A 24287-nucleotide genomic window follows, 5' to 3' on the forward strand; every position below is an offset into this window, starting at 1 on the left:
ATGAAAAAGACAAAACAACAACTAGAAAAAATTACCAAATATTCGATTCGTAAGCTCACTGTTGGGGTAGGTCCTGTAGCTATCGGGGCCTTCCTTTTTGGTGCCAGTACCTTTTTAGTAGATAAGGTGCAAGCCAATGAAATTGGTGGTGTTCATAGTGTGCATTACCGTTATCTGGCGGAGCAGGAATTAACCGAGTCTGAAAAAGCCTTGATTCACCATGAGGTCCCTACAGAATTTCAAGATGAAGATATTATTTATGTAGTTTATCGCAAGAAGGAGACTAACAGTCAACAACTTCCATACACAGGAAGTAAGGAGCTTGCTTTGGCAGGTCTTGGATTGGCAACAGCCTCACTAGCGGTTCTATTAGTTTCCAAGAAACACCGTAGTAAAGTACTTGGTATTCTGTTAATTAGCTCTATCGGCGTCAGCAATTTTGTACCTTTTACTGCCTTTGCATTTGAAAATAAAGAGTTACTTTCGTATAACCAAACTATTTCTGCATCTACACATGAAGGTTTGGCTAAAGGTGTTATTCATATTGAAGGATATGAGTATGTTGGTTACTTTAAAGAATCAAAATCTAGTACCAATACAAGCAGTAAAAAAGGTGAGTCGGTAGTTGAAGAACCACAGACGGAATATACAGGCAAGATTGAAGCTAAAGGCACTCAGGAACCAGGCAAAGAGGGAGAGTCCTTAGTTCAAGAGCCACAGTCAGAATATACAGGCAAGATTGAAGCTAAAGGTACTCAGGAGCCAGGCAAAGAGGGAGAATCCTTAGTTCAAGAACCACAGGCGGAATATACAGGTAAGATTGAAGCTAAAGGCACTCAGGAACCAGGCAAAGAGGGAGAGTCCTTAGTTCAAGAGCCACAGTCAGAATATACAGGCAAGATTGAAGCTAAAGGTACTCAGGAGCCAGGCAAAGAGGGAGAATCCTTAGTTCAAGAACCACAGGCGGAATATACAGGCAAGATTGAAGCTAAAGGTACTCAGGAGCCAGGTAAAGAAGGTGAGTCGGTAGTTCAAGAAAAGTTACCTGAATATAAAGTAACTGAGGGCGCGGTTACGAAAGAAACTACTACGGAGATTGACTATAAGACAGAAATTATCGAAGATCCAACTAAGTATACGGATGAAGAAACTGTCGTCCAAGATGGAGAAAAGGGTAGTCAAATTACCAAAACGACTTATAAGACTATTGAGGGTGTTGAGACTGACCAAGTTTTAAATACAGCTACAACTGTCATCAAAGAACCGGTCACTAAAAAAATAAGTCGTGGTACGAAACCAATTGAAGGAACTCTGGTAGAAGAAAGTCTTGAAAAGATTCCGTTTAAGGAAAAGGTTGAAGAAGATGATCAACTGAAAAAAGGTGAAAGAGTTACTGTCAAAGAAGGAAAAGACGGACAGAAAAAGGTTATAAAGACTTATAAGACAATTAAAGGACTGAAGACTGAAGAAGCACCAAAAGTTGTCGAACAGGTTTTGGAGTTAGATCAAGATCGTGTCGTTAAATTAGGAACTAAAAACTTTGAAAAACCAATTTTAAGTTTGTCGCTTATCGATGTTAAAGATTTAAAACGAACATCTCAAATTCGTTACAATTTGGAAAACCCAAGTAAGGCAACTATAAAATCAATTACCCTAACTCTTAAAAAGGGTGATGAAATTGTCAAAACATTGACTATTTCGCCAGACAACTTAACAGCTAGTCTGACAGATTTGCAGTACTACAAGGATTATAAACTCGAAACCAAAATGGTTTATGACCGTGGTGAGGGTGATGAAGAAGAAGTTCTGAAAGAAGAACCACTAAGAATTGACCTCAAAAAAGTTGAAGTCAAAAATATTAAAGAAACAAGCTTAATAAGTGTTGATACTGATGGTGTTGAAACGGATAGTAGCTTCTTAACTTCTGTTCCAACTGATGTAAAACCATACTATCTAAAAATCGCTACGCATGATAATAAGGTGACCCGTCTTGCTGTGGATAAAATCGAAGAAGTTACTGTCGATGGAAAAACACTATACAAGGTCACTGCTAAAGCTCCTGATCTAGTTCAGCATACTAATGGTAATGAACTCAGTGAAGAATATGTTCATTATTTTGCCAAGCCAAAATCTCACGAAGAGAATGTCTACTACGATTTCAATGAATTGGTAAAAGCAATGCAAGCTAATCGTAAGGGGACGTTTAAGCTTGGTGCAGATTTGAACGCAGCAAATGTTCCAACTCCAAATAAACAATATGTACCAGGTGTATTTAATGGTCATTTAACAAGTGTTGATGGAAAACAGTATACCATTCATAATATCGCTCGACCATTGTTTGAGCGTATTGAAAATGCTTCTGTGAAGAATATCAATCTTGGCAATGTGAATATTAATATGCCTTGGGCAGAAAATATTGCACCTGTTGCAAGAATTGTTAAAAATGCTGTAATCGAAAATGTCAAAGTTACAGGCCATATTATTGCGAAAAATGATCTTGCTGGTGTGGTTAATAAATTAGATGGTGAGGGCGCTAAAGTTAATAATGTTGCTTTCATTGGTAAAATTGATGGTGTTGGGGATAAAGGATGGAATCTTGCTGGTATTGTGGGTGAGATTTGGAAAGGCCATGCGAATAAAACATATGTAGAAGCTGATATTACAGCAACTAAGGCTCGGGCTGCTGGTCTTGCGTCTACTGTTGACAATAGTTCGGACCCTAATGGCATCGGTAAATATGGGACTGTACGAAATTCAGTCGCTAAAGGAACAATTAAAGTTAAATCACCTGTAGATGTTGGAGGATTCATCAGTAAGAACTGGGTATGGGGTAAACTTGAAAATAATGTTTCAATGATGAAAGTTGAGAACGGTGAAGAATTCTATGGTTCCGGTGATATTGATTACGATGGGGGATACTTCACGAATAACTCTCTTGAAAGAAACTTTGTTGTAAAAGATGTTAGTGCAGGTAAACATTCGTTCAAATATTCTCGTTCGCATAGAATTAGAGAAATCAGTCTCGAAGAAGCTAATACCAAGATTGATGCAATGGGAATCACTGCTGATAAGTTTGAAATTAAACCTCTAATTGAGGACACTCTTAACAATACGAAATCATTAGATAAGACCTATAAAGATACTCAAGACTATAGAATTGACCGGGAACTTGCTTATCGCAACATCGAAAAATTACAACCGTTCTACAACAAAGAATGGATTGTAAATCAGGGTAATAAGATTCCTGCAAATTCTAAATTACTAACTACTGAAGTTTTATCTGTTACAGGTATGAAAGATGGGCAATTTGTAACTGACTTGTCAGATGTTGATCATATTATGATTCATTATGCTGATGGTACTAAGGAAGAAAAAGTTGTCACACGTAAAGCTGATTCTCAAGTCCAACAAGTTCGTGAATATAGTATTGAAGGATTAGGTGATGTTGTCTATACACCAAACATGGTTGTTAAAGATAGAACACAATTAATCAACGATATTAAAGCAAAATTAGCAGGTGTTGAATTGATTTCACCTGAAGTGCGTGCGTTAATGGACAAACGTGGTAAAGCCGAAGAAAATACTGATGGTCGTAAAGATGGTTATATTAAAAATCTATTCCTTGAAGAAAGCTTTGAAGAAACGAAAGCTAATTTGGATAAATTAGTCAAAGCTTTAGCCGAAAACGAAGACCATCAATTGAATAGTGATGAAGCTGCCATGAAAGCTCTTCTTAAAAAAGTAGAAGACAACAAAGCTAAAATTATGATGGCTCTTACTTATTTAAATCGTTATTATGGATTTAAATACAATGATATGAGCATTAAAGACCTTATGATGTTCAAGCCTGATTTTTATGGTAAGAACGTTAGCGTTATCGATAGATTGATTCAAATTGGTTCACGTGAACATTTCTTGAAAGGGGACCGAACTCAAGATGCTTATCGTGATGTGATTACGGGAGCAACAGGTAAAGGTAATTTAAATGATTTCTTAACATATAACATGAAACTCTTTACAGAAGATACTGATATGAATGTATGGTATAAGAAAGCTATTTCTCATACTAACTATGTAGTTGAGAAACAATCATCTAACCCTGATTTTGCTAATAAGAAATATCACTTATATGAAAACTTAAATAACGGTGAACATGGTCGATACATTTTACCACTTCTTAATACGAAGAAGGCTCATATGTTCTTAATTTCAACCTACAATACGCTAGCGTTTAGTGCATTTGAGAAATATGGTAAGAAAACAGAAGCTGAACGTGAAGCATTCAAGAAAGAAATTGACTTACGTGCTCAAGAGCAAATCAATTACCTAGACTTCTGGTCTCGTTTAGCCGCTGATAATGTACGTAATCAATTGTTGAAATCTGAAAATATGGTTCCATCAGCAATATGGGATAACCAAGATGTTCCAGGTAATGGATGGGCTGACCGAATGGGTCATAATAAGAATGGTGACTATGCTCCAGTTCGTGAGTTCTATGGACCTACAGGTAAATGGCACGGATATAACGGTATGGGTGCGTATGCTTATATCTTTTCTAACCCACAAAATTCAGAAGCTGTATACTACATCATCTCTAGTATGATTAGTGATTTTGGTACATCTGCATTCACTCACGAAACAACTCACATTAATGACCGTATGGCCTACTTAGGAACATGGCGTCACCGTGAAGGGACAGATATTGAATCATTTGCTCAAGGTATGCTACAATCACCATCTCTTACAAACTATAATGGTGAATATGGTTCACTTGGATTAAATATGGCGTACGAACGTAAAAATGATGGTACACAAATTTATAACTATGATCCTAATATGTTAAGTAGTCGTGAGAAGATTGACCATTACATGAAGAACTATAACGAAGCTCTTATGATGCTTGATTACTTAGAAGCAGAATCTGTCATCAAGAAAAATACTGGAACTAACGATAAGTGGTTCAAGAAAATCGATAAGAAATATCGCGAAAAAGCGAGCTATAATAAGTTAGAAGGTGCACCACACCAATGGGATTTAGTTCGTGATTTAAATGATGTTGAGAAGAGTATGAAACTGACAGCTATTGATCAACTTGTAGATAACAACTTCGCTACTAAACACGGGCTACCTGGTAATGGTCATTACCGTACTGAAGGATTCGATTCTGCTTATACTGTTGTGAATATGATGACTGGTATTTACGGTGGTAACACAAGTAAGAGTACGGCTGGCTCAATCTCATTCAAACACAATACATTCCGTATGTGGGGCTACTACGGTTACCTTGATGGATTCTTAGGGTATGCATCTAACAAGTATAAGCAAGAATCTAAAGCAGCCGGTAACGTAGGTCTAGGTGATGACTTTATCATCCAAAAAGTTTCTAAAGGTAGATTTAATACATTAGAAGAGTGGAAGAAAGAATGGTATAAAGAAGTCAGAGCTAAAGCTGAGAAAGGTTTTGTAGAAATTGAAATTGATGGTCAAAAGATTTCAACATATGAAAAACTTCAAGAGCTATTCGATGCTGCAGTTGAAAAAGACCTTCAAGGTAATAAATTTGATAATACAGTGAATCTTAAATGGAAAGTTTACAAACAACTCTTGCAGAAATCAGACGGATTTACTGGAGATTTATTCACTAAATAGTAGATAGGACTAGTAAAATGAAAAAAGGTAGATCAGCTTTGTCTGTATCTGCCTTTTTGTGCTATACTTAAGATATGCATAGAAAAACAGTGATTGATTTTAGGGCTTTGGGGGAGAGATACACCTTTACCCAGCCTATCAAAGAGTTAAAAACGAGAGATTTATCAGAAGTGGCAGACTTGCTGGCACAAGTGGAAAGTTACCAAGAGCAAGGCTATTATGTGGTGGGCTATGTCAGTTACGAGGCTGCACCTGCATTTGAGGAGAAATTAGCAGTTCATAAAGCTCCTTTACTGGCAGAGTATCTGTTATATTTTACAGTTCATGACAGGGTAGAAACATCGCCTATTCCTCTGACTTATGAGGAAGTAGATCTGCCTTCAAAGTGGCAGGAAGTAACGTCTGAAGCAGACTATGAAAAAGCTATTTCCCAGATTCACCATCATTTGCGTCAGGGGGACACCTACCAGGTAAATTACACTGTCCAACTCAAGCAAGACTTGAGTGTCAATCCTTTTGCCATTTACAATCGTATGGTGGTAGAGCAGGAGGCGGGCTACAATGCCTATGTTGAACATGATGAGATGGCAGTGATTTCCATGAGCCCAGAGCTCTTTTTTGAGCAAAATGACCGTGAGTTGACAACGCGACCAATGAAGGGAACGACTCAGCGTGGAGTGACTGACCAAGAAGACCTTGCCCAGGCCAGTTGGTTGGAACAGGATCCCAAAAATCGCTCTGAAAATATGATGATTGTGGACCTCTTGCGAAACGATATGAACCGTATTTCTGAGGTGGGGAGTGAGCACGTGGAGCGTCTGTGTCAGGTGGAGCAGTATTCGACCGTTTGGCAGATGACTTCGACCATCAAGAGTCAGTTACGACCAGATGTTGACCTAGTTGAAATCTTCCGTTCGCTCTTTCCATGCGGTTCCATAACGGGTGCACCCAAAATTGCGACTATGGAGATTATAAAGGACTTGGAGCCACAACCGCGTGGAGTCTACTGCGGAACCATTGGTCTCCTGCTTCCAAATGGACAACGGATTTTTAATGTCGCCATTCGGACCATTCAACTGCATCAAGGAAAAGCCATCTATGGAGTTGGCGGAGGGATTACATGGGATAGTACTTGGGAATCTGAATACCGTGAAGTTCATCAAAAGGCGGCTGTTCTCTATCGTAAACAAGCACGTTTCCAACTGATTACGACTGGGAAAATCAGCCAGAAAAACTTGTTGTTTGAAGATCAACATCTGGAAAGACTGACAAAGGCTAGTCGATATTTTGCCTATCCTTTTGATCCAGAAGAACTGAGACAAAAGATAGAGGAAGAGTGTCAAGCTTGTGATTCCCACCAAGACTACCGCTTGCGAATTACCCTCAGCAAGTCTGGAGAGATGGAACTCAGTCGCCAAATCTTAGCACCCCTCAGTCCAAGTTTCTGCAAAGCAAAACTTTGTCTGCAAGAAGCTGATTTGCAGCAAGCATTTACCTACTTCAAAACCACTCACAGACCACATTTAAGCCTAGGTAAACAGGAAATCATTTACCATAATGTGGTAGGAGAGCTATTAGAAACCTCTATTGGAAATCTGGTCTTAAAAATTAATGGTAAGCTCTACACACCGCCTATCAGTCTAGGGATTTTGCCAGGAATTTACCGCCAGCATTTGCTGGAAAGAGGACTGGTAGAGGAAAAAGTATTGACCTTGGCAGACTTGAACCAAGCAGAAGTTGTCTATGGCTGTAATGCAGTGAGAGGATTGTATGAGTTGGAAGTGGTATAACTATGGATTTTTCAATTAAGTTTTAAATTTATTTGTGAATATTTAATATTTGATTTGAAAGAAAAATAAAGCATATGGTATACTATAGGTATAAATCATTAAAAACAATGGAGATTTTTATGAAAAAATCAAAAAAAATTTTAGTAACCAGCTTAGCAACTGCAACACTGGGACTTATTGCATTATCAGATACAACTGGAGACTTTCCTTTTTCGGCTCAGCATGTTTCTGCTCAAGAAAAGGATGCATCTAAAAATGGTAAGGTTGTAAAAGAGAATACAACTTCGGCGCCAAATCAAGCTGAAAAATCAAAAACACCAGCGCAAAATCCTGCTGAGAAACCAAAAACACCAGCACCGAAACCAGAACCAAAACCAGCGCCAAAGCCAGCGCCGAAACCAGCTGAGAAACCGAAAACACCAGCTCAAAAACCTGCTGAGAAACCTAAAAATACAAGTCCTAAAGAGGATAAGTCCAAATCTACAGCTCAGTCTGGTTGGGTAGGCTCATCGTACTATGAAAATGGTACTAAAGTTACTAATAAGTGGATTTTTGATAAAAAAGCTAATTCTTATTTCTATCTAAATGCTTCGGGAAACTATGTCCAAAATGCTTGGGTAGGCAATTACTATCTTAAATCAGATGGAAAGATGGCTAAGAGTGAATGGATTTATGATAAAAACTATGGATCCTATTATTATCTAACCGCAGAAGGTAGCTACGCTCGAAACGCATGGGTAGGTAATTACTATCTCAAATCAAATGGGAAGAGAGCTAAAAATGAATGGATTTATGACAATAACTATGGGTCATACTATTATTTAACAGGAGAAGGCAGCTACGCTCGCAACACATGGGTAGGCAATTACTATCTTAAATCAGATGGTAAGATGGCTAAAGCTGAGTGGATTTATGACAAAAACTATGGATCCTATTATTATCTAACAGCAGAAGGCAGCTACGCTCGCAACAAATGGGTAGGCAATTACTATCTAAAATCAGATGGTAAGATGGCCAAAAATGAATGGGTAGATGGTGGTCGTTATTATGTAGGAGACGATGGTCTGTGGCAACCAAAACCAGCGCCAAAGCCAGCACCAAAACCAGCTGAGAAACCGAAAACGCCAGCACCAAAACCAGCTGAGAAACCGAAAACGCCAGCACCAAAACCAGCTGAGAAACCGAAAACGCCAGCTCAAAAACCTGCTGAGAAACCAAAAACACCAGCACAAAAACCTGCTGAAAAAGCTAAAGAAACAACTCCTAAACAGGATAAATCACAATCTAAAGTTCAGTCTGGCTGGGTAGGAAATTACTACCTCAAATCAGATGGAAAGAGAGCTAAAAATGAATGGGTAGATGGTGGTCGTTATTATGTTGATTCTGATGGAAAAAAGGTTAAAAGTGACTGGATTTATGATAAAAACTATGGTTCATATTATTATCTAACAGCAGAAGGCAGCTACGCTCGCAACAAATGGGTAGGAAATTATTATCTCAAATCAGATGGTAAGATGGCCAAGAATGAATGGGTAGATGGTGGCCGTTACTATGTTAATTCTGAAGGCAAAATGGTAAGGGGTAAATGGGTAGATGGTGGTCGTTACTATGTAGGAAACGATGGTGTGCGACAACCAAAACCAGCAGCCGGGAATCCATACTCAGCAGCTTTAAAGACAGCACAAGATTATAATAGGATTCATTTGTCAAAAAAAAGAATTTATGAGATGTTAATTTATGAAGGTTTTAATAGTGACACTGCACAATATGCTATCAATCATTTGCAAGCAGACTATAAGGCAAATGCCTTAGCTCAAGCAAGAGAATACCGAAAGAATGCCAATTTATCAAAGACAGAAATTTATGAGAGGCTAACTTCTCCTTATTTTAGAAAATTTACAAAAGAAGAAGCAGACTATGCCATTCAAAAACTAGATTTAACACCAGAAGGAAGCATTGCCCGCAATAAATGGGTAGGAGACTATTATTATAAATCAGATGGAAAGGTGGCCAAGAATGAATGGGTAGATGGTGGCCGTTACTATGTTAATTCTGAAGGCAAAATGGTAAGGGGTAAATGGGTAGATGGTGGTCGTTACTATGTAGGAAACGATGGTGTGTGGCAACCAAAACCAGCAGCCGGGAATCCATACTCAGCAGCTTTAAAGACAGCACAAGATTATAATAGGATTCATTTGTCAAAAAAGAGAATTTATGAGATGTTAATTTATGAAGGTTTTAATAGTGACACTGCACAATATGCTATCAATCATTTGCAAGCAGACTATAAGGCGAATGCCTTAGCTCAAGCAAGAGAATACCGAAAGAATGCCCATTTATCAAAGACAGAAATTTATGAGAGGCTAACTTCTCCTTATTTTAGAAAATTTACCAAAGAAGAAGCCAACTATGCCATTCAACATTTGGGTGACTAATTTTTACAAATAGTGAAGTAAATGAGATGTTTTAATTTTGGCTTGTAGCCTGCAAACCTTTGCACAAAACGGACGATTTTGTTATACTATATCTGTAAGCATTTTCAATTAAAAAGGAGAAGACGATGAGTCAAAAGATTATTGGGATTGACCTTGGTGGAACATCTATCAAGTTTGCAATTTTAACTCAAGAGGGAGAAATCCAAGAAAAATGGTCTATTAAGACCAACATTTTGGATGAAGGAAGCCATATTGTAGATGATATGATTGAGTCTATTCAGCATCGTTTGGACTTGCTTGGATTGTCAGCCACAGACTTCCGAGGGATTGGGATGGGATCACCTGGTGTGGTTGACCGTGAAAAAGGGACTGTTATCGGTGCCTACAACCTCAACTGGAAAACCCTTCAACCAATTAAAGAAAAGATTGAAAAAGCCTTGGGGATTCCATTCTTCATTGATAATGATGCCAACGTAGCTGCTCTTGGTGAGCGCTGGATGGGGGCTGGTGAAAACCAACCAGACGTTGTCTTTATGACACTTGGTACAGGTGTTGGTGGCGGTATCGTGGCAGAAGGCAAATTGCTTCACGGTGTTGCTGGTGCAGCAGGAGAACTTGGTCATATCACTGTTGACTTTGACCAACCAATCGCTTGTACTTGTGGTAAGAAAGGCTGTCTTGAGACAGTTGCTTCTGCAACAGGGATTGTCAACTTGACTCGTCGCTATGCAGATGAATACGAAGGCGATGCAGCCTTGAAACGCTTGATTGATGACGGTGAAGAAGTAACTGCTAAAACTGTCTTTGACCTTGCAAAAGAAGGGGATGACCTTGCCTTGATCGTTTACCGAAACTTCTCACGTTACTTGGGAATCGCTTGTGCTAACATCGGTTCAATCCTAAACCCATCAACAATCGTTATTGGTGGTGGAGTATCAGCTGCGGGAGAATTCCTTCTCCAAGGCGTGCAAAAGGTTTATGATGAAAATACCTTCCCACAAGTACGCACATCAACTAAATTAGCTCTCGCAACTCTAGGAAATGACGCTGGAGTTATCGGAGCAGCATCACTTGTATTGCAATAAGATAATAAAAGGAGAAAAACACTACTTTAAAGCCAGTGATTTTCCTCCTTTCTTTTTTTATGCTATACTAGTTAGGACAATAAATGAGGTGAGAGTAAATGACAAAAGCTGATACGATTTTTAAAGAAAATATTGAACGAATCCTCAAAGACGGTGTCTTTTCTGAGCAGGCTCGTCCCAAGTACAAAGATGGGACTGTTGCCAACTCCAAGTACGTAACGGGTGCCTTTGCAGAGTATGATTTGTCTAAGGGGGAATTTCCCATCACAACCTTGCGTCCCATTGCAATCAAATCTGCCATCAAGGAAGTACTCTGGATTTACCAAGATCAGTCTAATAGCCTAGAAGTGCTTAATAACAAGTACAATGTTCACTACTGGAATGACTGGGAAGTGGGAGATACGGGAACCATAGGAGAGCGCTATGGGGCGGTCGTTAAGAAACACGATATCATCAATAAGATTCTCAAACAATTGGAAGAAAATCCTTGGAACCGCCGCAATATTATCTCTCTCTGGGATTACCAAGCTTTTGAAGAGACAGACGGCCTTCTTCCATGCGCCTTTCAGACTATGTTTGATGTTCGTCGAGTAGATGGGGAAATCTATCTGGATGCGACCTTGACCCAGCGTTCGAATGATATGTTGGTGGCTCACCACATTAACGCCATGCAGTATGTGGCTCTTCAGATGATGATTGCCAAGCATTTTGGCTGGAAGGTTGGGAAGTTTTTCTATTTTATCAACAACCTTCATATCTATGATAATCAGTTTGAACAAGCTCAGGAATTGCTTCGTCGTGAGCCGTCAAACTGCCAACCTCGTTTGGTCTTGAATGTGCCAGATGGGACCAATTTCTTTGATATCAAAGCGGAGGACTTTGAGTTGGTTGACTATGATCCAGTTAAGCCGCAGCTGAAGTTTGATTTGGCTATTTAAGAAAATAAAAAAGAAGTTGAGAAATCTCAACTTCTTTTGTTGCTTAATGTGATACGCGGCGGCGAGCTGCTTTTTTGCGGTTTTCTTCGATGAAAGCTGCTTTTTGCTCTTCTGGCTCAATCACTTTCTTTTTAATTGCGTATACTGCACCTGCAACGGCAGCGACAGTTCCTGCGACACCTGTTACAAGACCTTTAGCGAATCCTTTAGCCATGAGTCTTCCTCCTTTATCTTCCCGATCAGCCAGGCTCCTCAAGAGATAGCATTTTTCTGACTGACCTTTTTGTGATATAATAATAGTAACGAAAAAATGGAAATTTTTCAAGGAAAAAAGATGAAAACAAAAATAATTGTGATTGTTGGACCGACTGCTGTTGGGAAGACAGCCCTTGCTATTGAAGTGGCCAAGCGCTTTGGTGGAGAGGTGGTCAGTGGTGACAGTCAGCAAGTATATAGAAGGCTAGATATTGGGACGGCCAAGGCTAGCCCAGAGGAGCAAGTAGCTGTTCCTCATCATTTGATTGATGTCAGAGAGGTGACCGAGTCTTACTCGGCTTTTGATTTTGTTTCAGAAGCTAAGAAGGCTATTGAGGATATTCAAAGTCGTGGCAAGCTAGCCATTATTGCTGGTGGAACCGGGCTTTATGTCCAGAGCTTGCTGGAAGGCTACCATCTAGGTGGGGAGACACCTCATGAGGAGATATTAGCCTATCGAGCTAGTTTAGAGCCTTATTCAGATGAGGAATTAGTCCATCTCGTGAAGCAAGCAGGCCTTGAAATTCCCCAGTTTAACCGTCGTCGAGCTAAGCGAGCCTTGGAAATCGCCCATTTTGCTCAGGATTTGGAAAATCAGGAAAGTCCTTATGAAGCACTGATTATCTGCTTGGATGATGAACGCAGTCAGCTTTATGAACGTATCAATCGCAGAGTAGATCTGATGTTTGAGGCTGGGCTTTTGGATGAGGCCAAGTGGCTCTTTGACCATTATCCAGATGTGCAGGCAGCCAAAGGCATTGGCTACAAGGAACTCTTTCCTTATTTCCGTGGGGAGCAAACTCTTGAGGAAGCCAGCGAGAGTCTCAAACAGGCGACCCGCCGTTTTGCTAAGCGTCAGTTGACCTGGTTCCGCAATCGCATGCAGGTCACCTTTTATCAGATAGGAGAGTCTGGCGTGCAAGACCGTATTATAAGCCAGATTGAGGAGTTTTTAGATGATTGAAACGGAGAAAAAAGAGGAGCGAGTTCTGCTGATTGGTGTGGAATTGCAGGGCATGGACAATTTTGACCTCTCCATGGAAGAGTTGGCCAGTCTGGCTAAGACAGCTGGGGCAGTCGTTGTAGATAGTTACAGACAAAAACGGGAAAAATATGATTCCAAGACTTTTGTTGGCTCTGGTAAGTTGGAAGAAATCGCTCGAATGGTGGATGCAGAAGAAATTACTACTGTCATTGTCAATAATCGCTTGACTCCACGGCAAAATGTCAATCTAGAGGAAGTTCTGGGTGTAAAAGTGATTGACCGTATGCAGTTGATTTTGGATATCTTTGCCATGCGGGCTCGAAGCCATGAAGGGAAACTCCAAGTCCACCTAGCCCAGCTCAAATATCTCTTACCTCGCTTGGTTGGTCAGGGGATTATGCTCAGCCGTCAGGCAGGGGGAATTGGTTCCCGTGGACCTGGTGAAAGCCAGCTGGAACTGAACCGTCGTAGCGTTCGCAATCAAATCACAGATATCGAGCGCCAGCTCAAGGTGGTTGAGAAAAATCGGGCGACAGTCAGAGAAAAGCGTCTGGAGTCAAGCACCTTTAAGATTGGTTTGATTGGCTACACCAATGCTGGGAAATCAACCATCATGAACACCTTGACCAGTAAGACCCAGTATGAAGCAGACGAGCTGTTTGCGACTCTGGATGCGACAACGAAGAGTATCCATCTGGGGGGCAATCTTCAGGTTACTCTGACTGATACGGTTGGCTTTATCCAGGATTTGCCAACAGAATTGGTTTCCAGTTTCAAGTCAACCTTAGAGGAAAGCAAGCATGTAGACCTTCTAGTTCATGTCATCGATGCCAGCAATCCTTATCACGAGGAGCATGAAAAAACAGTCCTGTCCATCATGAAAGACTTGGATATGGAGGATATTCCCCGCCTGACCCTTTATAATAAAGCGGATTTGGTGGAGGATTTCACGCCAACTCAAACGCCTTATGCCTTCATTTCTGCCAAGTCTGAGGATAGTCGTGAGAACTTGCAAGCATTGTTTTTGGAGAAGATCAAGGAGATTTTTGAAGTCTTTACCCTGCGCGTGCCTTTTTCAAAATCCTACAAGATACATGATCTAGAAAGTGTAGCGATTCTGGAGGATCGTGACTACCAAGATGACGGGGAAGTGATTACAGGCTACATTTCCGAGAAAAATAAATGGAGGTTAGAGGAATTTTATGACTGATATTAAAACCTTGGCTCTAAAGTATGGAGGTTATACAAGTCTGGATAAGGTCTATTTAGATCAGCTTCTAGCTGGCAAAACAGAGCAAGAGCAGTTGGCTCTCATCACACCTCCTCCGAGTGTCGTTAATGCCTACTTTGCTGAACTCTACCAGAAAAAGAGCCCTGAGGCTGCGACGGATTATTTTGCAGAACTCAGTCAGGAACTGAACCTCTACAATGCTGAGCCAAGTTTCACCTTTGAAAATAAGCCTTTTATTCGTCTTAATTTATCTGGCAAATCCTTTGGTTTTTGCTATGAGAGTAAGGGACTGGGGCGGATTTTCTCTGAAAATGAAGAGGAAATCTCGGATGACTTGCTCTTTGAGATTGCACAAATTTTCCCCCATCAACTCGTCTTTGAAGAGTCTGGAAAGATTTACATGAAAGCTGTCGGAGATGAGGAAGTTGTTAGTGTAGAAAATCTCACAGCTTTGACGGACTTGGAAAGTTTAGCAGATGGTCGCAAGCGTCTCAAAGGCTACAGCCAAGAGGATTTACTGCAAGAAGCTGTTGCTTTTTCTGGCAAGCGCTATTTCCGATCGGAAAATCGCACAGCCATGTTATATATTGATTAATTAGAAAGTATCGAATGGATATTCAATTTTTAGGAACAGGGGCTGGTCAGCCCTCCAAAGCTCGCAACGTTTCAAGTCTAGCATTGAAACTCTTGGACGAGATTAACGAAGTCTGGCTCTTTGACTGTGGAGAAGGAACGCAAAATCGTATTCTGGAAACCACAATTCGACCACGTAAGGTCAGCAAAATCTTTATCACTCACTTGCATGGAGACCATATCTTTGGCTTGCCAGGATTTCTCTCTAGCCGTGCCTTTCAGGCCAATGAAGAGCAGACAGATTTGGACATTTATGGACCACAAGGGATCAAGTCATTTGTCTTAACCAGTCTACGTGTGTCAGGTTCTCGTCTGCCTTACCGCATGCATTTTCATGAGTTTGACCAAGATTCTCTAGGGAAAATCCTTGAGACCGATAAATTCACGGTGTATGCAGAGGAGTTGGACCACACTATTTTCTGTGTGGGTTATCGTGTCATGCAAAAGGACCTCGAAGGTACCTTGGATGCTGAAAAACTCAAGGCTGCTGGTGTCCCATTTGGCCCGCTTTTTGGAAAAATCAAAAACGGTCAGGATGTTGTTCTGGATGATGGGACTGAAATCAAGGCAGCTGACTATATCTCAGCTCCCCGTCCAGGTAAAATTATCACTATTCTGGGTGACACCCGAAAAACCAATGCCAGTGTGCGTCTAGCTGTCAATGCTGATGTCCTAGTCCACGAGTCGACTTATGGTAAGGGCGATGGAAAGATTGCCCGCAATCACGGTCACTCAACCAATATTCAGGCTGCACAAGTAGCAGCAGAAGCAGGTGCCAAACGCCTCTTGCTCAATCATATCAGTGCTCGTTTCCTCTCAAAAGATATCAGTCAGCTCAAGAAAGATGCGGCAACTGTTTTTGAAAATGTCCATGTGGTTAAAGACTTGGAAGAGGTGGAAATTTAGAAGATTGAGAAAGGATAAGTATGCGAACAATTCTCATTACAGGTGCTAGCGGTGGCTTAGCCCAAGAAATGGTCAAACTTTTGCCAGATGACCAACTCATCTTACTAGGTAGAAATAAGGAAAAATTAGCTCAGCTCTACGGAAATCATTCTCACACAGAATTAGTTGAGATTGATATTACTGATGCTTCAGCCCTAGAAACTCTGGTAGCAGACGTCTATCTTCGCTATGGAAAGATTGATGTCTTGATTAACAATGCTGGTTACGGAATTTTTGAAGAATTTGACAAGATTTCTGACAAAGACATTCACCAGATATTCGAGGTCAATACCTTTGCCTTGATGAACCTGTCTCGTCTTATTGCTCGTCATATGAAGAAGAGCCGAAAAGGGCATATCATCAATATCGTTAGCATGGCAGGCTTGATGGCTACAGGGAAATCCAGTCTCTACTCAGCGACTAAGTTTGCGGCTATTGGTTTTTCCAATGCTCTACGCCTTGAACTGATGCCCTATGGTGTCTATGTGACGACTGTTAATCCAGGTCCTATCCGTACAGGATTTTTTGACCAGGCAGACCCAGATGGAAGCTACCTCAAGTCTGTTGACCGCTTTCTCTTAGAACCAGATGCAGTCGCTAGAAAGATTGTCAGAATCATAGGAAAAAACAAACGGGAACTCAATCTCCCAGTTTTGTTGAACCTAGCCCATAAGTTTTATACCCTCTTTCCTAAGCTAGCTGATAAGTTGGCAGGGGGAATCTTTAATTATAAGTAAAAGGAGTTCCTTACAAAAGGAACTTTTTTATAATATTGATCTGAGTGTCAAAAATTTGTTTGTTTTTGTTCTAAATCTACATTCACTTTTTTCGAATCTTCTACAAATTTTAGAAAAAACAATCAAAAATATGATTTTTTGTGTTTAGGGTATTGAAATTTCCTATATTATTTTATAAAATAAGGGTAAAAGGCTATGAAAAAGTAATACGCTTACAAGAAAATGGAAGCGGTTACTAAAGGAGGATTTTATGGAAAAAGGCCATTGGAATCGTAAAAGAGTCTACAGCATTCGTAAGTTTGCCGTAGGCGCTTGCTCTGTCATGATTGGAACCTGTGCGGTTCTATTTGGAGGAAGTGTCATTGGAGAATCACCAGTTTTCGCGGATGAAACTCCTATCACCCACACTGTGGAACAAGCAAAAGAGGAAAGTCCGGCAGTGGAGGAAAAAGAAGATCAAGCTGTAGCAGAGCACAAGGCTGCTGCAAGTGTCGACCAAAGTCAAGCTGCTCCAATTGAAGCAAGCAAACCAGAGAAGAAAGAAGAGGAACCTGTAGCTCCAAAAGAGGAGAAAGCATCTCTAAAACCTGAAGAAACAGCTCCAAAGGTAGAATCTCAAGCTTCAAGTCAGGAAAAGCCTGTCAAGGAAGAGTTGAAAGCTGCTACAAATGAAGAAGTGAATCAAATGATTGAAGATAGAAAAGTGAATTTTAATCAAAATTGGCACTTTAAACTCAATGCGAATCCTAAAGAAGCTGTGAAATCAGATGCAGATGTATCAACATGGCAAAAATTGGATCTCCCACACGACTGGAGTATCTTTAACGATTTTGACCATCAGTCACCTGCCCAAAACGAGGGTGGACAGCTCAATGGTGGTGAAGCTTGGTATCGCAAGACTTTTAAACTTGATGAAAAAGATCTCAAGAAAAATGTTCGAGTGACCTTTGATGGTGTCTATATGGACTCTCAAGTCTATGTCAATGGCCAGTTAGTGGGGCATTATCCAAATGGTTATAACCAGTTCTCATACGATATCACCAAATACCTTCACAAAGATGGTCGTGAGAATGTGATTGCTGTCCATGCGGTTAACAAACAGCCAAGTAGCCGTTGGTACTCAGGTAGTGGTATCTACCGTGATGTAACCTTGCAAGTGACTGATAAGGTTCATGTTGAAAAAAATGGAACAACTATCTTAACACCAAAACTAGAACAACAGCAACATGGCAAGGTTGAAACGCATGTGGCCAGCAAAATCGTCAATACAGATGATAAAGACCATGAACTGGTGGCAGAGTATCAAATCGTTGAACGTGGTGGTCAGGCTGTAACAGGTTTGGTTCGTACAGCGAGCCGTACCTTGAAAGCACATGAATCAACAAGCCTAGATGCGATTTTAGAAGTTGAACAACCAAAACTCTGGACCGTTTTAAATGACAAACCTGCCTTGTACGAATTGATTACGCGTGTATACCGTGACGGTCAATTGGTTGATGCTAAGAAGGATCTGTTTGGTTACCGTTACTATCATTGGACTCCAAATGAAGGATTCTCTTTGAATGGTGAACGAATTAAATTCCATGGTGTTTCCTTACACCATGACCACGGAGCGCTTGGAGCAGAAGAAAACTATAAGGCAGAATACCGTCGTCTCAAACAAATGAAGGAGATGGGCGTTAACGCCATCCGTACAACTCATAACCCTGCAAGTCCACAGACCTTGCAAATCGCAGCAGAACTTGGTTTGCTCGTTCAGGAAGAGGCCTTTGATACTTGGTATGGTGGTAAGAAACCTTATGACTACGGACGTTTCTTTGAAAAAGACGCTACTCACCCAGAAGCTAGAAAAGGTGAAAAATGGTCTGACTATGATCTTCGTACCATGGTCGAAAGAGATAAAAACAACCCAGCTGTCTTCATGTGGTCTATCGGAAACGAAATCGGTGAAGCCAATGGTAATGCTCACTCTCTTGCAACGGTTAAACGCTTAGTAAAAGTGATTAAAGATGTTGATACTACACGTTATGTTACCATGGGAGCAGATAAGTTCCGCTTTGGTGATGGTAGCGGTGATCATGAGAAAATTGCTAATGAACTGGATGCAGTTGGTTTCAACTATTCAGAAGACAACTACAAGAAACTTCGTGCGAAACATCCAAACTGGTTGATTTACGGTTCGGAAACATCTTCAGCTACCCGTACACGTGGAAGTTACTATCGCCCTGAACAGGAATTGAAACATAGTAACGGACCTGAGCGCCATTACGAACAGTCTGACTATGGTAATGACCGAGTTGGCTGGGGTAAAACGGCAACAGATTCATGGACATTTGACCGTGACAACGCTGGCTATGCTGGACAGTTTATCTGGACAGGTACGGACTATATCGGTGAACCTACACCATGGCACAACCAAAACCAAACTCCCGTTAAGAGCTCTTACTTTGGTATCGTAGATACAGCCGGTATTCCAAAACATGACTTTTATCTCTACCAAAGCCAATGGGTTTCTGCCAAGAAGAAACCGATGGTACACCTTCTTCCTCACTGGAACTGGGAAAATAGAGAATTGGCATCGAAAGTTGAAGATTCAGACGGAAAAATCCCAGTTCGTGCTTACTCAAACGCTGCAAGCGTTGAATTGTTCTTGAATGGTCAATCTCTTGGAGTTAAGAAATTTAACAAAAAACAAACCAGTGATGGCCGTACCTACCAAGAAGGTGCCAATGCCAAGGAACTCTACCTTGAGTGGAAGGTTGCTTACCAACCAGGTACTTTAGAAGCTGTAGCTCGCGATGAAGCTGGAAAAGAAATTGCACGTGATAAGATCACTACTGCAGGCCAACCTGCAGGAGTTCGCCTCGTCAAGGAAGAACACGCAATCGCAGCAGATGGAAAAGACTTGACCTACATCTACTATGAAATCGTAGACAGTGAAGGAAATGTGGTACCAACTGCTAATAATCTGGTTCGCTTCCAATTACATGGCCAAGGTCAACTTGTCGGTGTAGATAATGGGGAACAAGCCAGCCGTGAACGTTATAAGGCACAAGCAGATGGTTCTTGGATTCGCAGAGCCTTTAACGGTAAAGGGGTTGCCATTGTTAAATCAACTGAGCAAGCAGGTAAATTCACACTGACAGCTCATTCAGATCTCTTGAAATCGGACCAAGTCACTGTCTTTACAGGTAAGAAAGAAGGACAAGAAAAGACTGTTTTAGGTACAGAAGTACCAAAAGTACGTACTGTTATTGAGAAAGAGCCAAAAATGCCGAAGACAGTCGGTTTTATCTACAGTGATGGCAGTCGTGAAAAACGTCCAGTAACTTGGTCTTCAGTTGATGTGAGCCAAGCAGGAGTTGTGACTGTTAAAGGTATGGCAGACGGACGCGAAGTTGAGGCCCGTGTCGAAATTCTAGCAATCGCAAATGAGCTTCCAACTGTTAAGCGTGTTGCTCCAGGAACAGACTTGAGCGCTGTTGATAAATACGTTTCTATTGCTGTTACGGATGGAAGCGTACAAGAATACGAAGTTGATAAGTGGGAGATTTCGGAAGCAGATAAAGCTAAACTGTCAGTTGCAGGATCACGTATTCAAATGACTGGCCAACTAGGAGGAGAAACCATTCATGCTACTCTTGTGGTAGAAGAAGGCAATCCTGTGGCACCTGCAGTACCAACTGTAACGGTTGGTGGCGAATCTGTCACTGGTCTTACTACTCAAAATCCAATGCAATATCGAACTCTTGCTTACGGTGCATCCTTGCCAGAAGTTGTAGCAAGTGCTGAAAATGCGGATGTTACTGTAGTCCAAGCAAGTGCAGCAAACGGCATGCGTGCAAGCATCTATGTTCAACCAAAAGATGGTGGACCTCTTCAAACCTATGCAATTCAATTCCTTGAAGAAGCACCGAAAATTGACCACTTGAGCCTACAAGTGGAGCAAGCTGACGGTCTTAAAGAAGACCAAACAGTGAAATTGTCTGTACTCGCTCACTATCAAGACGGAACACAAGCAGTTTTACCAGCTGATAAAGTAAACTTCTCTACAAGTGGTGAAGGGGAAGTCGCAGTTCGTAAAGGAATGCTTGAGTTACATAGGCCAGGAACAGTCACTCTCAAAGCAGAATATGAGGGGGCTAGAGGTCAAATCGATCTCACGATCCAAGCCAACACAGAGAAGAAGATTGCGCAATCTATTCGTCCAGTGAACGTAGTAACAGACTTGCATCAAGAACCAAGCCTTCCAGCAACAGTAACAGTTGAGTATGACAAAGGTTTCCCTAAAGCCCACAAAGTCACATGGCAAGCCATTCCAAAAGAAAAACTCGACTCCTATCAAACCTTTGAAGTTCTAGGTAAAGTTGAAGGTATTGACCTTGAGGCGCGTGCAAAAGTCTCTGTAGAAGGCATCGTTTCAGTTGAAGAAGTCAGTGTGACAACTCCAATTGCAGAAGCGCCGCAATTACCAGAAAGTGTTCGCACCTACGATTCAAATGGTCACGTTTCATCAGCTAAGGTTACATGGGATACGATTCGTCCAGACCAATACGCCAAGGAAGGTGTCTTTACAGTTAATGGTCGCCTAGAAGGTACGCAATTAACAACTAAACTTCATGTTCGCGTATCTGCTCAAACTGAGAAGGGAGCAAATATTTCTGACCAATGGACCGGTTCAGAATTGCCACTTGCCTTTGCTTCAGACTCAAATCCAACTGATCCTGTTTCAAACGTCAACGATAAATTGATTTCCTTTAATGACCGCCCAGCTAACCGTTGGACAAACTGGAACCGTACTAATCCAGAAGCTTCAGTTGGTGTCCTATTCGGAGATTCAGGTATTTTGAGCAAACGCTCTGTTGATAACTTAAGTGTCGGATTCCACGAAGACCACGGAGTTGGTGTACCGAAGTCTTATGTGATTGAATATTATGTCGGTAAGACCGTTCCAACAGCCCCTAAAAACCCTAGCTTTGTAGGTGAGGAAAACCATGCCTTTAATGATCCTGCAAACTGGAAAGAGGTAAGCAATCTCAAAGCACCAGCTCAATTAAAAGCTGGAGAAATGAATCATTTTAGCTTTGATAAAGTTGAGACCTATGCGGTTCGCATTCGTATGGTTCGACTTGATAGCAAGAAAGGAACGTCTATCACAGAAGTACAAATTTTTGCGAAACAAGTCGCAGCAGCCAAACAAGGACAAACAAGAATCCAAGTTGACGGTAAAGACTTAGCAAACTTCAATCCTGATTTGACAGACTACTATCTTGAGTCTGTAGATGGAAAAGTTCCTGCAGTAACAGCAAGTGTTAGCAACAATGGTCTCGCTACCGTCGTTCCAAGCGTTCGTGAAGGTGAGCCAGTTCGTGTTATCGCGAAAGCTGAAAATGGTGACATCCTAGGAGAATACCGTCTACACTTTACAAGCAATAAAGACTTGCTCTCTCGTAAACCAGTTGCCGCGGTCAAACAAGCTCGCTTACTACAAGTAGGGCAACCGCTTGAATTGCCAACTAAGCTTCCTGTTTACTTCACAGGTAAAGACGGTTACGAAACAAAAGATTTGGCAGTTGAATGGGAAGAAGTTCCAGCAGAAAATCTGACAAAAGCAGGTCAATTTACCGTTCGAGGTCGTGTCCTTGGTAGTGATCTTGTTGCTGAGTTCACTGTACGAGTGACAGACAAACTTGGTGAAGCTCTTTCAAATAACCCAGAGTATGATGAAAATAGTAACCGCGCCTTTGCTTCAGCCACTAACGACATTGATAGAAACTCCCATGACCGTGTGGACTATCTCAATGACGGAAATCATTCAGAAAATCGTCGTTGGACAAACTGGTCTCCAACACCATCTTCTAACCCAGAGGTATCAGCGGGTGTGATTTTCCGTGAAAATGGTAAGATTGTAGAACGGACTGTTGCGCAAGCCAAACTTCATTTCTTTGCAGATAGTGGTACGGATGCCCCATCTAAACTCGTTTTGGAACGCTATATTGGCCCAGACTTTGAAGTACCTACCTACTATTCAAACTATCAAGCCTACGACGCAGGCCATCCATTCAACAATCCAGAAAATTGGGAAACTGTGCCTTATCGTGCGGATAAAGACATTGCAGCTGGTGATGAAATCAACGTAACATTTAAAGCTGTCAAAGCCAAAGCCATGAGATGGCGTATGGAGCGTAAAGCTGACAAGAGCGGTGTTGCGATGATTGAGATGACCTTCCTTGCACCAAGTGAATTGCCTCAAGAAAGTACCCAATCGAAGATTCTTGTAGATGGAAAAGAGCTTCCTGATTTCGCTGAAGATCGTCAAGACTACCAAATCACCTATAAAGGTCAACGTCCAAAAGTCTCAGTCGAAGAAAGCAATCAAGTAGCTTCAACAGTTGTAGATAGCGGAGACGATAGCCTTCCAGTACTTGTTCGCTTTGTTTCAGAAAGTGGAAAACAAGTCAAGGAATACCGTATCCACTTGACTAAGGAAAAACCAGTTTCTGAGAAGACTGTTGCTGCTGTACAAGAGGAACTTCCAAAACTCGAATTTGTTGAAAAAAATTTGGCCTATAAGACAGTTGAGAAAAAGGATTCAACCCTGTATCTAGGTGAAACTCGTGTAGAACAAGAAGGAAAAGTTGGTAAGGAACGGATCTTCACAGCGGTTAATCCTAGTGGAAGTAAGGAAGAAAAACTCCGTGAAGTGGTAGAGACTCCGACAGACCGCATCGTCTTGGTCGGAACAAAACCAGGAACCTCTCTTCCGGAAGACGAAGTGAAGAACCTTGTCCTCGACAGACCCGAACTTATAGTCGAAGAAGAAACCATCGACTTCAAGGTTCAGGAGCGTAAGTCTGATAAGTTGTACCTAGGAGAAACTCGTGTCCTACAAGAAGGTCAAAAAGGTATTCGTCTTCACTTGATTGAAGTGGAAAATGGAAAACGTCAGCTTAAAGAAACTTACGATAAAGTCGCTGCTCAAGATCGTATAGTAGAAGTTGGCACTAAACCAGGAACTTCTCTTCCAGAAGATGAAGTGAAGAACCTAGTCCTTAACAGACCAGAACTTGTAATCGAAGAAGAAACAATTGATTTCAAGGTTCAGGAACAAAAGAATGATCAGCTTCCATTGGGTCAAACTCGTGTTCTCCAAGAAGGTCAAAAAGGTATCCGTGTTCACTTGATCGAAGTTGAAAATGGCAAGCGAACTGAAAAAGAAAGCTATGATAAAGTCATGGCTCAAGATCGCATTGTAGAAGTTGGTACGGCTAGTGAAACAACTAAACCAGTACCTCAAAAATCTACAAAACCACAAGTATCAGAAAAAGCAGATACAAAAGAAATTTCTTCAAATGAAGCTAGTCAGGTTCAAAAAGAACAGTTACCAAATACAGGAAGTGCAGAAAGTCAAGCAGCTCTAGCAGCAGGCCTAGCTCTTCTTGGCTTGAGTGCAGGTCTAGTGGCCACTAAAGGTAAAAAAGAAGATTAGAGGCACTAGCTAGAATATGAATCTAGTGGTGACTAAGAAAGACCAGGTTTTCCTGGTCTTTTTTATGACAGAAAAATCATTTAGTAATGTTGGCATAAACAATGCAATCCTAAAA

General features: G+C 41.2%; 12 protein-coding genes. 11 read left to right on the plus strand and 1 reads right to left on the minus strand.

Annotation, left to right across the window (positions count from 1 at the left end):
* The 5 genes from NYE79_RS03680 (at position 1) to NYE79_RS03700 (ending at position 11897) form a co-directional block, all read left to right on the plus strand.
* Positions 1–5649 (plus strand): ZmpA/ZmpB/ZmpC family metallo-endopeptidase, encoded by a 5649-nt coding sequence (locus tag NYE79_RS03680; RefSeq protein ID WP_339293799.1) that lies wholly within the window; start codon positions 1–3, stop codon positions 5647–5649.
* Between the two features lie 74 nt (positions 5650–5723).
* The gene (gene pabB, locus NYE79_RS03685) at positions 5724–7439 is read left to right on the plus strand and encodes an aminodeoxychorismate synthase component I (protein ID WP_216728960.1); all 1716 of its coding nucleotides are present in this window, start codon (positions 5724–5726) and stop codon (positions 7437–7439) included.
* A gap of 119 nt (positions 7440–7558) precedes the next feature.
* The gene (locus NYE79_RS03690; RefSeq protein ID WP_216728959.1) at positions 7559–9874 is read left to right on the plus strand and encodes an Ltp family lipoprotein; all 2316 of its coding nucleotides are present in this window, start codon (positions 7559–7561) and stop codon (positions 9872–9874) included.
* Between the two features lie 125 nt (positions 9875–9999).
* Positions 10000–10959, plus strand: coding sequence for an ROK family glucokinase (locus NYE79_RS03695; RefSeq protein WP_000078551.1), 960 nt, complete (start codon positions 10000–10002; stop codon positions 10957–10959).
* A gap of 98 nt (positions 10960–11057) precedes the next feature.
* Positions 11058–11897, plus strand: coding sequence for a thymidylate synthase (locus NYE79_RS03700; RefSeq protein WP_216728958.1), 840 nt, complete (start codon positions 11058–11060; stop codon positions 11895–11897).
* A 43-nt stretch (positions 11898–11940) separates the two neighbouring features.
* On the opposite strand, the gene NYE79_RS03705 is transcribed toward NYE79_RS03700, so the two are convergent.
* On the minus strand, positions 11941–12111 hold the full coding sequence (locus tag NYE79_RS03705; RefSeq protein ID WP_001051782.1) for a DUF3042 family protein: 171 nt from the start codon (positions 12109–12111) through the stop codon (positions 11941–11943).
* 120 nt (positions 12112–12231) lie between these two features.
* On the opposite strand from NYE79_RS03705, the gene miaA reads away from it, so the two are divergent.
* From miaA to bgaA, 6 genes are all read left to right on the plus strand, one after another.
* On the plus strand, positions 12232–13116 hold the full coding sequence (miaA, locus tag NYE79_RS03710) for a tRNA (adenosine(37)-N6)-dimethylallyltransferase MiaA (protein ID WP_216728957.1): 885 nt from the start codon (positions 12232–12234) through the stop codon (positions 13114–13116).
* Positions 13109–14347, plus strand: coding sequence for a GTPase HflX (hflX, locus tag NYE79_RS03715; protein ID WP_216728956.1), 1239 nt, complete (start codon positions 13109–13111; stop codon positions 14345–14347). Before miaA ends, hflX begins: the two co-directional genes overlap by 8 nt.
* Positions 14340–14963 carry a cystathionine beta-lyase gene (locus NYE79_RS03720; RefSeq protein ID WP_216728955.1) on the plus strand — a complete coding sequence of 208 codons (624 nt, stop codon included), beginning with the start codon at positions 14340–14342 and terminating at the stop codon, positions 14961–14963. Before hflX ends, NYE79_RS03720 begins: the two co-directional genes overlap by 8 nt.
* A gap of 14 nt (positions 14964–14977) precedes the next feature.
* On the plus strand, positions 14978–15907 hold the full coding sequence (rnz, locus tag NYE79_RS03725) for a ribonuclease Z (RefSeq protein ID WP_216728954.1): 930 nt from the start codon (positions 14978–14980) through the stop codon (positions 15905–15907).
* Positions 15908–15927: 20 nt separating this feature from the next.
* Positions 15928–16683, plus strand: coding sequence for an SDR family NAD(P)-dependent oxidoreductase (locus NYE79_RS03730; RefSeq protein ID WP_216728953.1), 756 nt, complete (start codon positions 15928–15930; stop codon positions 16681–16683).
* A 250-nt stretch (positions 16684–16933) separates the two neighbouring features.
* Entirely contained in the window at positions 16934–24172 is a 7239-nt protein-coding gene (gene bgaA, locus NYE79_RS03735) for an LPXTG-anchored adhesin/beta-galactosidase BgaA (RefSeq protein ID WP_339293800.1), read from the plus strand.
* The last annotated feature ends 115 nt before the right edge of the window (positions 24173–24287 follow it).

The sequence above is a fragment of the Streptococcus sp. FSL W8-0197 genome (assembly GCF_037963785.1).
Taxonomy (GTDB): Bacteria; Bacillota; Bacilli; order Lactobacillales; family Streptococcaceae; genus Streptococcus; species Streptococcus oralis_CQ.

Bases quoted from the DNA above. Each gene is read 5' to 3' on its own strand.
- NYE79_RS03680 (WP_339293799.1), top strand. From the start codon at position 1: ATGAAAAAGACAAAACAACAACTAGAAAAAATTACCAAATATTCGATT.
- pabB (WP_216728960.1), top strand. From the start codon at position 5,724: ATGCATAGAAAAACAGTGATTGATTTTAGGGCTTTGGGGGAGAGATAC.
- NYE79_RS03690 (WP_216728959.1), top strand. From the start codon at position 7,559: ATGAAAAAATCAAAAAAAATTTTAGTAACCAGCTTAGCAACTGCAACA.
- NYE79_RS03695 (WP_000078551.1), top strand. From the start codon at position 10,000: ATGAGTCAAAAGATTATTGGGATTGACCTTGGTGGAACATCTATCAAG.
- NYE79_RS03700 (WP_216728958.1), top strand. From the start codon at position 11,058: ATGACAAAAGCTGATACGATTTTTAAAGAAAATATTGAACGAATCCTC.
- NYE79_RS03705 (WP_001051782.1), bottom strand. From the start codon at position 12,111: ATGGCTAAAGGATTCGCTAAAGGTCTTGTAACAGGTGTCGCAGGAACT.
- miaA (WP_216728957.1), top strand. From the start codon at position 12,232: ATGAAAACAAAAATAATTGTGATTGTTGGACCGACTGCTGTTGGGAAG.
- hflX (WP_216728956.1), top strand. From the start codon at position 13,109: ATGATTGAAACGGAGAAAAAAGAGGAGCGAGTTCTGCTGATTGGTGTG.
- NYE79_RS03720 (WP_216728955.1), top strand. From the start codon at position 14,340: ATGACTGATATTAAAACCTTGGCTCTAAAGTATGGAGGTTATACAAGT.
- rnz (WP_216728954.1), top strand. From the start codon at position 14,978: ATGGATATTCAATTTTTAGGAACAGGGGCTGGTCAGCCCTCCAAAGCT.
- NYE79_RS03730 (WP_216728953.1), top strand. From the start codon at position 15,928: ATGCGAACAATTCTCATTACAGGTGCTAGCGGTGGCTTAGCCCAAGAA.
- bgaA (WP_339293800.1), top strand. From the start codon at position 16,934: ATGGAAAAAGGCCATTGGAATCGTAAAAGAGTCTACAGCATTCGTAAG.